The 12193-nt window shown below is 72.7% G+C and carries 9 protein-coding genes; 3 read left to right on the top strand and 6 right to left on the bottom strand.

Features of this window, described 5'->3' with window-relative positions:
- Nucleotides 1-3: 3 nt before the first annotated feature.
- The 3 genes from ftsX to rhlB all read right to left on the bottom strand — a co-directional run bounded on the left by ftsX (nt 4) and on the right by rhlB (nt 3591).
- Nucleotides 4-954: a permease-like cell division protein FtsX gene (gene ftsX / locus QFW81_RS14840; protein WP_280579856.1), complete on the bottom strand. Its 951-nt coding sequence runs from the start codon at nt 952-954 to the stop codon at nt 4-6.
- The gene (ftsE, locus tag QFW81_RS14835) at nt 947-1636 is read right to left on the bottom strand and encodes a cell division ATP-binding protein FtsE (protein ID WP_280579853.1); all 690 of its coding nucleotides are present in this window, start codon (nt 1634-1636) and stop codon (nt 947-949) included. The genes ftsX and ftsE overlap by 8 nt, the downstream gene beginning before the upstream one ends.
- A gap of 146 nt (nt 1637-1782) precedes the next feature.
- On the bottom strand, nt 1783-3591 hold the full coding sequence (gene rhlB, locus QFW81_RS14830) for an ATP-dependent RNA helicase RhlB (RefSeq protein ID WP_280579850.1): 1809 nt from the start codon (nt 3589-3591) through the stop codon (nt 1783-1785).
- Between the two features lie 367 nt (nt 3592-3958).
- Between rhlB and trxA the strand changes: the two genes are divergently transcribed.
- The 3 genes from trxA to QFW81_RS14815 all read left to right on the top strand — a co-directional run bounded on the left by trxA (nt 3959) and on the right by QFW81_RS14815 (nt 7506).
- Nucleotides 3959-4285: a thioredoxin TrxA gene (gene trxA, locus QFW81_RS14825; protein ID WP_280579849.1), complete on the top strand. Its 327-nt coding sequence runs from the start codon at nt 3959-3961 to the stop codon at nt 4283-4285.
- 252 nt (nt 4286-4537) lie between these two features.
- Nucleotides 4538-6298, top strand: a complete 1761-nt coding sequence (gene rho, locus QFW81_RS14820) for a transcription termination factor Rho (protein ID WP_280579847.1) — start codon at nt 4538-4540, stop codon at nt 6296-6298.
- A gap of 680 nt (nt 6299-6978) precedes the next feature.
- On the top strand, nt 6979-7506 hold the full coding sequence (locus QFW81_RS14815; RefSeq protein WP_280579845.1) for a GAF domain-containing protein: 528 nt from the start codon (nt 6979-6981) through the stop codon (nt 7504-7506).
- 6 nt (nt 7507-7512) lie between these two features.
- Here QFW81_RS14815 and QFW81_RS14810 read toward each other — a convergent pair whose 3' ends face one another.
- The 3 genes from QFW81_RS14810 to QFW81_RS14800 all read right to left on the bottom strand — a co-directional run bounded on the left by QFW81_RS14810 (nt 7513) and on the right by QFW81_RS14800 (nt 12134).
- Nucleotides 7513-8421 (bottom strand): energy transducer TonB, encoded by a 909-nt coding sequence (locus QFW81_RS14810; protein WP_280579843.1) that lies wholly within the window; start codon nt 8419-8421, stop codon nt 7513-7515.
- A 178-nt stretch (nt 8422-8599) separates the two neighbouring features.
- On the bottom strand, nt 8600-11869 hold the full coding sequence (locus QFW81_RS14805; protein WP_280579842.1) for an ankyrin repeat domain-containing protein: 3270 nt from the start codon (nt 11867-11869) through the stop codon (nt 8600-8602).
- The gene (locus QFW81_RS14800; protein ID WP_280579841.1) at nt 11862-12134 is read right to left on the bottom strand and encodes a YcgL domain-containing protein; all 273 of its coding nucleotides are present in this window, start codon (nt 12132-12134) and stop codon (nt 11862-11864) included. The genes QFW81_RS14805 and QFW81_RS14800 overlap by 8 nt, the downstream gene beginning before the upstream one ends.
- Nucleotides 12135-12193: the final 59 nt, after the last annotated feature.

Below are 12193 nucleotides of genomic sequence, written 5' to 3'. Positions count from 1 at the left end.
GGCTCAGGTCTCCGTGGGGCGCGTCTGGCGCAGGAAGTGCCCGGTTACCAGATTGGCGCCGAGCCAGCCGAGCGCGGTGGCGCCGCCGAGCACGGCGAGCGTCCACGGCCCGTCGATGCCGCCCAGCGCGAACCGGCTGCCGTAGCTGGCGGCCAGTTCCGCCAGCGGACCGCGCAGCGCGCCCGCGGCGGCGGCGAGCAGTGCCACCGCCATCGCGCCCGCGGCCAGGCCGTACCACGCGCCGAGGTAGAGGAAGGGCCGCCGGATGAAGCCGTCGGTCGCGCCCAGCAGCTGCAGCACGCCGATCTCCTCACGCCGCGACTGGATGTCCAGGCGCACCGTGTTGCCCACCACCAGCAGCGCGCCCAGCCCGAACAGGGCGGCGAGCACCCAGGCCACGCGGCCGCCGAAACGCAGCCAGGTGTCCAGGCGCTGGCGCCACTGCGCATCGTGCTGCACGAGTTCCGCCTCGGGCAGCTGCCGCAGCGACTCGGCCACCATCAGTTCGTCACCGGCGGGCAGCACCAGCAGGGCGTGCGGCAGCGGGTTCTCGTCGCCGACCGCGTCGATGATCCCGGCCAGCGTGTCGTCCTCGCGTAGCGACGCCAGCCCCTGCTCGGGCGGGATGTGGGTGACATCGGCCACGTTGCCGCGCGCCCGCAGTTCGTCGGCCAGTTGCCTGGCGCGCGCGGAGTCCACGTCCTGGCGCAGGAAGACGCTGATCTCGCGCGAACGCTCGATGTTGCCGGCCAGCCGCTCGAGGTTGCCCAGCACCAGCCACAGGCCCAGCGGCAGCGCGAGCGCCATCGCCATGACCGCGATCGTCAGCAGCGCCGCCCACGGCTTGCGGAACACGCGGCCGAGGCTGGCGACCAGGCTGTAGAGATGGTGGTCGATCCAGGTGCCGACCGCGGAAGGACGTGCGGCGGGCGCCGCCGCGCGAGGCTCATTCACCGGCCAGGTCCTCCGGCGCGATGTCGTCCACCAGGGCGCCGTGGTCGAGCACCAGCACGCGCTTGCGCATGCGCTTGACCAGGCCGAGGTCGTGGCTGGCGATCAGCACGCTGGTGCCGCGCTCGGGAAGCGAGGCGAACAGCGCCATGATCTCCGCCGACAGGGTCGGGTCGAGGTTGCCGGTGGGCTCGTCGGCCACCAGCAGCCGCGGTTCGCCGACCATCGCGCGGGCGATGCCCACGCGCTGCTGTTCGCCCGCCGACAGTTGCGTCGGCAGCGCCTGCTCGCGGTCGCCCAGGCCGAGCCGTTCGAGCGCGCTGCGCACCCGCTTGCCGATCTCGCCGCGGCGCTGGCCGCGCAGGATCAGCGGCAGCGCGACGTTGTCGAACACACTGCGGTCGGTGAGCAGGCGATGGTCCTGGAACACCACGCCCACCTCGCGCCGGTGCAGCGCGACCCGCCGCCCGCGCACCTTGAGCAGGTTGCGCTCGTTGAACACCACCGCGCCACGGCTCGGCCGCTCGGCCAGGTGGATCAACTTGAGCAGGGTGCTCTTGCCGGCGCCGGAGTGGCCGGTGAGGAACAGCATCTCGCCGGCGGCCACGCCGAAGCTCACCTCGGACAGCGCGACGCGCCCGCCGGCGTACTGCTTGCTGACGCTGTCGAAGCGCAGAACGGTCATGGCGCGGAGTATCGCAGAACTCGTCTCGACCCAAGCGCATGCCGTGCCGGCTTTGCGGACGCCGTCAAGACATGGCGACGGCGACGGCGTCGCCGACGCGATGCGCGCCACGTCGGGGCTGGGCACTCCGGCGTGGCGCGTCGCGCTCAGTGCTGGCTGTGCGGCGCGCGCGTCACCAGTTTGCGCAGCCGGGCACCCAGGCGCGACAGCAGCGAAGGTTCGCTCGACCCGCCGGTAGACGCCGATGCCGGGGCGCCGTCGCGGGGCGCGCGCTGAGAACGTGGGGCCGACGCCTTGCGCGGTTCGCGCGTCGCCGTGGCGCGGGCTCCCTGCCCGCCGGTCTGCTGGGCGGAGTCCTGGCCGGTGTCCGCAGCACCCTCGACGCGCTGGCCGCGACGCCGGCGGCGACGCTTGCGCGGCGGCCGCGATTCGTCCGGCATCGCCGCCGCGACCGCACCGGCCGCGTCGATCACCTGCGAGGGCGCCGCCTCGGCAGGCGCCGCCTCGGCCGTGACGGCAGCCGCGGCCGGGCCCTCGCCGTCCGCATGCACGCGCGGCTTGCGCGCGCGCCGCGGGCGCTCGCCGGAACCGGATCCCGCGTCGGAGCGGGGGCCGGTGCGTCCTGCCCCCGGACCCGGACGCCCGCCGCGGCCACCACCGCGCTTGGCGTCCTCGGCCGCCTTGGCCTCGCGCACCTCGCGGTAGATCTCGCCGATGCTGTCGCCGTCCTCGTTGTCGCCCGTGTCCACCACCGCGTCCGGCCGCGCCTTGCGCGGCACCGGCACCAGCAGTTCCGCGGTCACCGGCTCGGACGGAATCTTCTGTTCGATGTAGGCCTCGATGTCCGGCAGGCCCATCGCGTAGCGCTCGCAGGCGAAGCTGATCGCGTCGCCCTCGGCGCCCAGGCGCGCGGTGCGGCCGATGCGGTGGACGTAATCCTCGGCATCGAACGGCAGGTCGTAGTTGTAGACATGGCTGACGCCGTCGATGTGCAGGCCCCGCGCGGCCACGTCGGTGGCCACCAGGATCTCGAGCTGGCCGGCCTGGAACTTCTTCAGCAGCGACTCGCGCTTCTTCTGAGGCACGTCGCCCGACAACACGCCGACGCGGTAGCCGGCGCGCTCGAGCGAACGCGCGACGCGCTCGACGAAAGCCTTGGTGTTGACGAACACCATGGTGCGCGCGCCCTCGCTGCGCGAGAGCAGGCCCAGCAGCAGCGGCAGCTTCTCCTCGTCGGAGGGGTAGTAGAGCTTCTGCCGCACTTTGGCTGCGGTGATGAACTCGGTCTCGACGACGATCTTCTCCGGCTCGTTCATGTGCTCGTAGGCCAGTTCCAGCACGCGATGGCTGAGGGTGGCCGAGAACAGCAGCGTCTGGCGCTCGGTGCGGATCGGCATGCGCCGCAGCAGGAAGCGGATGTCCTTGATGAAGCCCAGGTCGAACATCCGGTCGGCCTCGTCCAGCACGCACACCTCGCAGGCGTGCAGGGACACGACCTTGTGCTGCTTGACGTAGTCGATCAGGCGGCCGGGGGTGGCGATGATCACGTCCGCGCCGGCCTGCAGCAGCGAGCGCTGCTTGTCGTAGTCGACGCCGCCGTAGACCAGGGCGAACTTCAGGCCCAGCTCGGGCGCGAGTTTCATCGCGTCCTTGTGGATCTGGATCGCCAGTTCGCGGGTCGGCGCCAGGATCAGCGCGCGCGGATCCTCGGGCTTGCGCTCGGCCAATGCCGGCTTCGACAGCAGCCGGTTGATGACCGTGACCAGGAAGGCCAGGGTCTTGCCGGTGCCGGTCTGCGCCTGTCCGGCCACATCGCGCCCGGACAGGGTGATGGGCAGGGTCAGCGCCTGGATCGGGGTGCACCGGGTGAACCCGGCGGCCTCGAGTCCGGCCAGCAGCGCCGGGTGCAGTTCGAAGCTGGAGAAGGTGATGTCGGTAAGTGGCTTGTCGCTCATGTAGGGCTTCTTGTGTGCGGCCCCAGTGCGTCGCGAACCGTCCGGAAGCGACTCCCGGTCCGCTTGGGTCGCCGCGCTGCAGGGCGCGTATCGCCGCGGTGCGGCGACCCAAACGGGCAGGGAAGTCCTTCAAGCGGCATGACACGCCCTGGAGCTTGCGTGGGCGGCGCCTGCATCGCAGACTGCCTTGGAACGGGGAGGGCGCCGGTTGGCGCGGACCCCGGGCTCGCGGACCATGGGCGCATGGGGTCGCCCGGGGATGCCCGTCACGGGCGGCCCTTGAATCGGGCCGCGAATCACCCAAGTTTACCATCCATCCCGGTGCGGCCGTCCTGGCCGGCCATCGACCCCCTTCCAGGAGCCCTCCGTGAGCGAACACGTCTTCCACGCCAGCGATGCCGATTTCGATGCCACCGTGCTGCAGTCCGGCGAGCCGGTGCTGGTCGACTTCTGGGCGCCGTGGTGCGGGCCGTGCAAGATGATCGCCCCCGCGCTGGACGAACTGGCGGAGGACTATGCCGGCAAGGTGAAGGTCGCCAAGGTCAACGTCGACGAGAACCGCGCCACCGCGCTGAAGTACCACGTGCGTTCGATCCCGATGCTGCTGCTGTTCAAGGACGGCCAGGTCCAGGCGACCCAGATCGGCGCCGTCGGCAAGGCGCAGCTGGCGCAGATGATCGACAAGGCGCTCTGAGCGCCGCGTCCCTGCATTCCCCGGTGCCGCGTCGACTGCGCGGCACCGACCCGTCCGCAATCCCCGCGACGCCCGACCGGGCGGCCCGGGCACCGGCCTGAACGGCCCGCCCCGCCCGCTTGCCGTCGTCCGCACGCGGTGTTAGTTTGGCTGCATCCGGCGTGGAACACGGCGCCGCACCCCGTCTGAACGACTCCCGTCAACACCTCCCCGCCCGTTCCAGGGCGCTCGCAGCAAGCGAGGAATTCGCACTTGTCCGACAACACCCCCGACGACGGCGGCACCGCCGCCAAGCGCGTGCGCAAGACTGCCGTCCGCGCGCCCCGAAAGAGCGCCAAACCCGCGGACGCGGACGCGCCCAAGCTGTTCGACTCCGCCCCGGCACCCTCCGAACCCAGGCCCGCCGAACCCCGGCCGCCCGCACCCGAATCCGCCGCGCCAGCCGCGCCGCGGGCGCCGGAGCCGGCCCAGTCCGCCCCGTCCACGGGTGGCGGTGGCGGAGGTGAGTCGCCGCAGCCGCAGGCCGACGGGACCCAGCCGCGACAGCAGTCCGAAGGCCAGCGCAACAACCAGGCCAGCCAGAACCAGGCCAACCAGAACGCGCAGGGCAACAACCGCCGCGACCGCTTCCGCAACCGCCGCGACCGCCAGCGCGACCGCTACCGCGACGGCGGCCTGCCGCAGGACGATTCGGGCAACGGCGAGCAGACCAGCCGCATGCCGCCGCCGAACATCCCCGAGGGCTTCCCGCAGTACTCGCTGGGCGACCTGAAGCGGATGCCGGCGCACAAGCTGTTCGACATCGCCGAGCAGCTCAACATCCACGAGGGCGTCGCCCGCGCACGAAAGCAGGACGTGATCTTCGCCCTGCTCAAGGTGCTCACCCGCACCCACGAGGGCGTGCAGGCAGACGGCGTGCTGGAGATCCTGCCCGACGGCTTCGGCTTCCTGCGCGGGGCCGAGGCCAGCTACCTGGCCGGCCCGGACGACACCTACATCTCGCCCAGCCAGATCCGGCGCTTCAACCTGCGCACCGGCGACCACCTGTCCGGCCGCATCCGCTGGCCCAAGGACGGCGAGCGCTACTTCGCGCTCAACGTGGTCGACACCATCAACGGCGAGCCGCCCGAAGCCAGCAAGGGCAAGGTGCTGTTCGAGAACCTGACCCCGCTGTTCCCGCGCCGGCGCTTCAAGCTCGAGCGCGGCGACGGATCCTCGGAGGACATCGCCGGCCGCATCCTCGACCTGATGGCGCCGCAGGGTAAGGGCCAGCGCGCCCTGATCGTCTCGCCGCCCAAGGCCGGCAAGACCATGCTCATGCAGCAGATCGCCACCGCGATCACCACCAACCATCCGGAAGTGTTCCTGATCGTGCTGCTGGTGGACGAGCGGCCGGAGGAAGTGACCGAGATGCAGCGCACCGTGCGCGGCGAAGTGGTGTCCTCGACCTTCGACGAGCCAGCCGCGCGCCACGTGCAGGTCGCCGAGATGGTGATCGAGCGCGCCAAGCGCCTGGTCGAGCACAAGAAGGACGTGGTGATCCTGCTCGACTCGATCACCCGCCTGGCCCGCGCCTACAACAACGTGGTGCCGTCCTCGGGCAAGGTGCTCACCGGCGGCGTCGACGCCAACGCCCTGCACCGCCCCAAGCGGTTCTTCGGCGCGGCGCGCAACGTCGAGGAAGGCGGTTCGCTGACCATCATCGCCACCGCCCTGGTCGACACCGGCAGCGCGATGGACAAGGTGATCTACGAGGAGTTCAAGGGCACCGGCAACTCGGAAGTGCACCTGGACCGCCGCATCGCCGAAAAGCGCGTGTATCCGGCGATCGCGGTCAACCTCTCCGGCACCCGCCGCGAGGACCTGCTGATCGAGCCCGACCTGCTGCAGCGCATCTGGATCCTGCGCAAGCTGCTGCATCCGATGGACGAGATCGCCGCGATGGAGTTCCTGCTCGACAGGATGAAGAGCAGCAAGTCCAACGATGAGTTCTTCGCTTCGATGAAGCGCTGAGCCAGGACGCACCGCGACACCAGCAAAGGCGCCGGGCAACCGGCGCCTTTGCTGCTTCTTGGCCCGGTCGCGGTGCCCCGGTCCAGGCGAAGGGAGAGCAGTTTCCGCTGGATCGCGTCGCTTCGTTTTCCTGGTGTTCTAGCGACCTGACGGGTCCAGCCGCGACCGGCAGGCCTTTGCGGCAAATGTCCCCCGGCATCCGCCTGCAGGCGGATGCCTCCTCCTTGATTTTGCCGCAAAGGCCTGCCGGCCACGGCTGGGCGCGGCTTCCGGGTGCATGCGCGGCAGGCGCGAAGTGCTCTGGATCCGCGCTGCGGGTCGCCATCGATGTCGGCACGCCGGACGCGAAGACCTTCGGGTACGAAATCAAGGAGCGACGCCGGCCGGAGTCCGTGCCGGGAGACATTGGTATCCAAGGGCCTTCGTGCACCACGCCTCGCGAGCCGGACAGGCGCGACGCTTTCCCTCGCGACAGCCGCCTCCGCTCCGCATCTGCGGCAATCCCGGATCCGTTGAGGCTTGGGCCCATCCGAGACAAGAACACGTCGGCCGCTCCCTCCGACGGTTGCGAGGCGCGCGGACCGATTGGACATGCCCGCATTCCGGTCGCACCATGCATCTCGCGGACGCCGGTTCGCCGACTGGCGTCCGGCATGGAACTCTTGCAGGGGGCCATCGCCATGTCCCGAGCCGCCGCCTTCCTCGCCAATGCCCGCAATCGCCTCGCGCAGCTCGACACCGCGCTCGAGGGCGCGACGCTTCCGGCGGAGGTGGCCTGGACCCTGTGCGGCTTCGCCGGCAAGGAGCTCGAGCTGGTGGACGCGATCGTCTACCTGTGCGATCCCGGCGGTCACAGCCTGACCCAGCAGGCGGCGTGGGGCCCCAAGCGCGCGGCCAGTCGCGTGCTCGAATCCCGCCTCACGCTCGCCTTCGGCCAGGGCATCGTCGGCCGCTGCGCGCGGCTGCGCCTGCCGCAGCGCACCGGCGACGCGCGCTTCGACCCGCGCTACGTCCCCGACGACCAGTCCAACCTGTCGGAACTCGCGGTGCCGATCCTGCTGGGCGACGTCCTGTTCGGCGTGCTCGACAGCGAGCATCCCGATGCCGACCACTACACGCTCGAGCACGAACATGCGCTGCAGGCGATCGCCGAACGCGGCGCGCGCAGGCTGCAGGCGCTGGGACGATCGAACGCGCCCGGCCCGTGAGCCGCGTCAGCCGCCCTGCAGCGGGCTCAGCAGCTTCAGCCCGGTACCGACCTGATGCACCTCGCCGGCCACCAGCGTATCGGGGGCCACGTCGAATCCCTCCAGGCTTTCCATCTGCCAGGGCACCGGGCTGCGGGGGCCCGGCACATAGGCCTGCCACTGGCCGTAGCCGGGTTGCATGCCGCCGATGAGATAGTCGACCGGCACCCGCGCCGACCACCACTCCTCGTCCACCCACTCGCCGCGGACGGGCGTCCGGAACGTCCATCTGCGCGCGGCCGCGAGTGCGGGCTTGGCCAGCAGGTCCCGCATGCGCGCCATCTCGCGCGCGTTGCCCAGCGCCCGCAGGTTCACCTGCTCCACCGCGGCGTCCTGGACCCGTCCGCTGCGGTCCACGCGGACGATCACGTACACGGTGCCCTGCACGCCCGCTTCGAGCGCCAGTGCCGGATAGCCGGGCGCGCGCATCTCCAGCCCGCTCAGCCGGTCATCCGGGAAGGACGCATCTTCGCGTTTGCCGCGCCGACCCGGGGGCTGTGCCCTGGACACCGCCTCGCGCCCGAAATACCCGTTGCGGATCGAGACCCGGAAGCGCTCGTCATCGATCCGTTCGGCGATCATCTGCAGGCTCATCCGCGCGCTGCCGTGCGCCGGCTCGCCGTCGATCTCGATCGGCTCGAAGCGCCAGCCCGGCGCCGCCGCATCGACCATGTTCGCCACCACCTCCGGCAGCTTCTCGCGCTGGTCGATGGTCCAGTCGCTGACCGTGCCTTCGCGCGTGATGGTGACCCGTCCGGTCACCAGCATGCTCGCCTCGACCTGCTTGCGGGCTTCGGCCACGCCGGCGGCCTGGGCGGCACCGGCCGCGAGCCACAGCAGCAGCACGCACCAGCGCGAATGCCGTCGAATCTTCATGTCCCCTCCCTGACGCGTCGTCGAGCCACGTCGCATGCCGGCCCGAGGCACGGGTACGACTCCCTGGCGCAGCCACCCGGGCCCGGGGTGCCGCCCGCGGACTGTAGGCCCGGCGCTCCAGGGCGCGCAAGGCTCGCGCCGGAAGGGTCGGGTGACCCGAGGCGATCCGGGGATCCGGTCAGCTCCGGTCGCGCAGGAAGCGCGCCATCGACACCCCGGCCTGCACCGGCACGTACTCGTGGGCAACGTCGACGAAGCCGCGCATCACCGCGATCTCGCGCGGGGTGCGGTTGAGGGCGTCGCGCGTCTCCGGATCGGCGCCGGCGCGCAGCAGGCGCTGGGTCACCCGCAGCAGGCCATGCAGCGCGGCCAGGTGCAGCGGGCCGAAGCCGCGAGGATCGCGCGCCTCCAGGCTCGCCCCCTCGTCGAGCAGGTGCTCGATCACCGCCAGCAGCACGTCCTCGTCGCAGGCCGTGCCGGGCTCGGCGCGCGCACCGACCAGCAGCAGCAGCGGGGTGACGCCGCCGGCGGCCGGCGCGTCGACCTCGGCGCCGGCCAGCAACAGGGTGTCGAACAGCGCCACCAGGCGGGTGCGGTCGCGCGCGGTGAATCCGTACAGCGCAGCGCAGTGCAGCGGCGTCAGTCCCTGGGCATCGGTGGCGTGCACGTTGGCGCCAGCGGTCATCAGCCGCGCGCACAGCTCGGGCAGGCCGAGTGCCGCCGCCAGCATCAGCACCGTGACCTCGCCGGGCAGCCGCTGTTCGAGCTGCGCGCCGGCGGCGAGCAGCCGGTCGACGATCTCGATCTGGCGCACGCTGACCGCTGCCGACAGCGGCGTGGCGCCGGTGTGGGCCACGTGCTGCGGCTGCGCGCCGCGCGCCAGCAGCAGATCGACCACCGCCGGGTGGCCGCCGCCGCAGGCGCGCAGCAGCGCGGTGCACCCCTGGCCGTCGACCGCTTCGACCGGCAGCCCGAGGTCGATCAGGCGACGCACGGCATCGGCGTCGCCGGTCATCGCGGCGGCCGGCAGGTCCGACGGCTGCAGTGCGCGTCGCGGCAGGGTCCAGCCGCGCCAGTCGAGCCAGTCGGCCAGGTCGCGCCGGCCGCTGGCGAGCGCCACCCCGAGCGGGGTCTGGCCGTCCTGGGCGCGCATGTCGATGGTCGCGCCGTGGCGCACGAGGGTCTTGAGCACGTCCTCTCGCGCCAAGGCGGCGGCCAGATGCAGTGCGGTCATGCCACGGGCGTCGCGTGCATCGGCATCGACCCCGATCGCGAGCAGGCGCTGGATCAGCCGGTCCCAGCCCAGGTGCACGGCGAGCGACAGCGGGGGGTCGCCCGCAGGCGAAGGCGCGAACGGGTCGGCACCGGCCTCGAGCAGGTCCAGCGCGCACTGCTCGAGCGCGCGCCCGGCCTGGTCGCCGGCGACGCAGGCGGCCAGGAAACGCGCCAGCCCGCCGCTGCCCGCCGGCGAGGCACCGTGGCGCAGCAGCGCCTGCAGCGCGGAGACCGCGCCGGAGCCGCGCGCGAGCAGCCGGAACAGGGCCGTCTCGCCATCCGCGTCGCGGGATTCGAGGTCGGCACCCTGCGCCACCAACCAGTCGATCCGCGCGATGGACGCAGGCCCCTCCTCCAGCAGCAGCGAGCCGAGGTCGGCCGGCGTGACCAGCGCCGCGACGCGCTCGAGATCGTCGAACCGGCCGGCATCCAGGCCCTCGCGCAGCAGCGTCAGCGGCGCGCGGTCTTCCGGCCTGCCCTCGTCGCCCTCGCCCTGGACGCTGGGCGGCAGCGCATAGGCGGGGTCGAGCAGGGCCACCAGGCGCCAGCGTCCGGCCGCAGCGGCCGCGTCCACCGCTTTGCGCCCTGCACCATCGACGGCCTGCGGATCGAGTCCGAGTTCGAGCAGGCGCGCGACCAGTGCCGAAGAGGGTGCCTCGGCCAGGCAGGCCAGCAGCAAGGCGTGGCGTCCCCCGCCGTCGACGGTGCGCGGATCGGCTTTTGCGGCGAGCAGCGCTTCGAAGGTGGCCGTGCGTGCGCCGCGTGCGGCCTCGAGCAGCGGCGTGGCGCCGTGGGCGTCGCGTGCATGGACATCGGCGCCGGCGTCGAGCAGCGTCGCGGTGATGTCCTGATGGCCCTGGAAGGCGGCCACGTGCAGGGCGGTGCGGCCATCGCGGTCGCATGCGTCCACTTTCGCCTTGTGTCGCAGTAGCAACTGCACGCCGGCCGGATCGTCCTCGTCGCCGGCGGCCGCGGCCACCAGCGCGGGCGTGCCCGATTCCACCCCGGGGCGCGCGCCGCGCTCCAGGAGGAAGCGCGCCAGCCGCCAGTTGCCGGCAGCGCAGGCGACGCCGAGCGGGGTCAGGCCGTCGGCGTTGGGGGCGTCGAGTTCGGCCGACGCGTCGCGCAGCAGCGCGGCCACGCCAGGATCGGAGCTGCGCGCGGCATGGTGCAGCGGGGTGTTGCCGTCGCGGTCGGCGGCGCGCGGATCGGCGCCGTTGGCCAGCAGGGTCATCACCGCCTCGGGCCGCCCGTGCCAGCTGTCCCGGGTGGCGGCCAGCAGCGGGGTCAGGCCGGCGTGGGCGGCATTGACGTCGACCCCGGCGGCGATCAGCGCGCGCAGAAGGCGCAGGTCCGGCAACACCGCGGCCAGCACCGGCAGCGGGCGCTGGTCGCGATCGTCGTCCAGCGGCCGCGCGTGGGCATCGGCGCCGGCATCGAGCAGCGCAAGCGCCTGCTCGACGCGGCCGCCGCGCGCGGCGGCATACAGGGCGCGGTCGAGGTCGCCCTCGGGGATGGGCGGCGCCATCCGCGAAGGCTCGCCGCCCATGTCCACCACCGGCAGCGCGAGCACGGGCGGCGCGGGCAGCCGCTGCAGCAGCGCGTGCAGCAGCGGCCAGGCCAGCACGCAGCCGCCCGCCAGGCCCCAGCGGACCGGCGCAGGCACCAGGGCCGGCCAGGCGAGCAGGACCAGCGTGCCCACGATCACGGCCACGCACGCGGCCGCGGCCAGGCCGTGCCAGCCGGAGGCATCGCGCTCGCCCAGCGCCTCCCACTGTCGCGCCAGCGGGCCGCCATCGCGTTCGACGGCGTGCCACAGCGGCCAGCTGCGCCACAGCGCGAGCACGCACAGCCCCGCCGCGGCGCTGAGCGCGAGTACCGGGCCGAGTCCGGCGCCGGCCAGCAGCGCCGACAGCGGCCAGGCCACCAGCAGGCCTGCGAGCCCGACCGCGATCGCCCACAGCGCCAGCAGTGCACGCGCATCGCGACCCAGCGTGGCGCGATCGGCGTCGCGGCGCAGGCGCCAGCCGCGCACGGCAAGCGCCAGCGCCGGCTGGGCCAGCACGCCGGCCGCGATCGCCACCACGCCGCCCAGGCCCGCGGCCAGCGTCAGCGCGACAGCGGCCGCGGCGGCGGCGAGCGCCTGTCGGCGGCTTGCCGGTGCATCAGGCATCGGTGCCCCAGTCCTCGTGCATCGGATCGGCGACCCGGCCCGGCGGGAACTGCAGGTGGAACCCGCGCGCGGCGAGGTTCGCGCGCACGTCCCCGGCATCCTCGCGCGCCAGCCTGCGCCCCGGGGTCAGGGCCACGTCGAGCACGAACTCGAGCGGACCGAGCTGCGTGCGCAGCGGTTCGGGCAAGCGGTCGAACGCGTCGCGCGCCGCCAGGTACACGTACGTCTCCGCCTTGCGCTGGCTCTTGTAAACGTAGGCGTGCATGTCCGTCCGCGGGCTCGATCGCGGAATTGTGCGGGAAAAGCGCGGGGGGCGGAACCGAC

This window comes from Luteimonas kalidii, assembly GCF_029887935.1.
Lineage (GTDB): Bacteria > Pseudomonadota > Gammaproteobacteria > Xanthomonadales > Xanthomonadaceae > Luteimonas > Luteimonas kalidii.
The sequence above is the reverse complement of the archived record's forward strand: the minus strand, read 5'-3'. Positions and strand labels throughout refer to the sequence as shown.

Excerpts from the sequence above, each read along its gene's own strand:
- ftsE (WP_280579853.1), bottom strand. The coding sequence starts at position 1,636 with ATGACCGTTCTGCGCTTCGACAGCGTCAGCAAGCAGTACGCCGGCGGG.
- rhlB (WP_280579850.1), bottom strand. The coding sequence starts at position 3,591 with ATGAGCGACAAGCCACTTACCGACATCACCTTCTCCAGCTTCGAACTG.
- QFW81_RS14815 (WP_280579845.1), top strand. The coding sequence starts at position 6,979 with ATGTCCCGAGCCGCCGCCTTCCTCGCCAATGCCCGCAATCGCCTCGCG.
- QFW81_RS14810 (WP_280579843.1), bottom strand. The coding sequence starts at position 8,421 with ATGAAGATTCGACGGCATTCGCGCTGGTGCGTGCTGCTGCTGTGGCTC.
- QFW81_RS14805 (WP_280579842.1), bottom strand. The coding sequence starts at position 11,869 with ATGCCTGATGCACCGGCAAGCCGCCGACAGGCGCTCGCCGCCGCCGCG.
- QFW81_RS14800 (WP_280579841.1), bottom strand. The coding sequence starts at position 12,134 with ATGCACGCCTACGTTTACAAGAGCCAGCGCAAGGCGGAGACGTACGTG.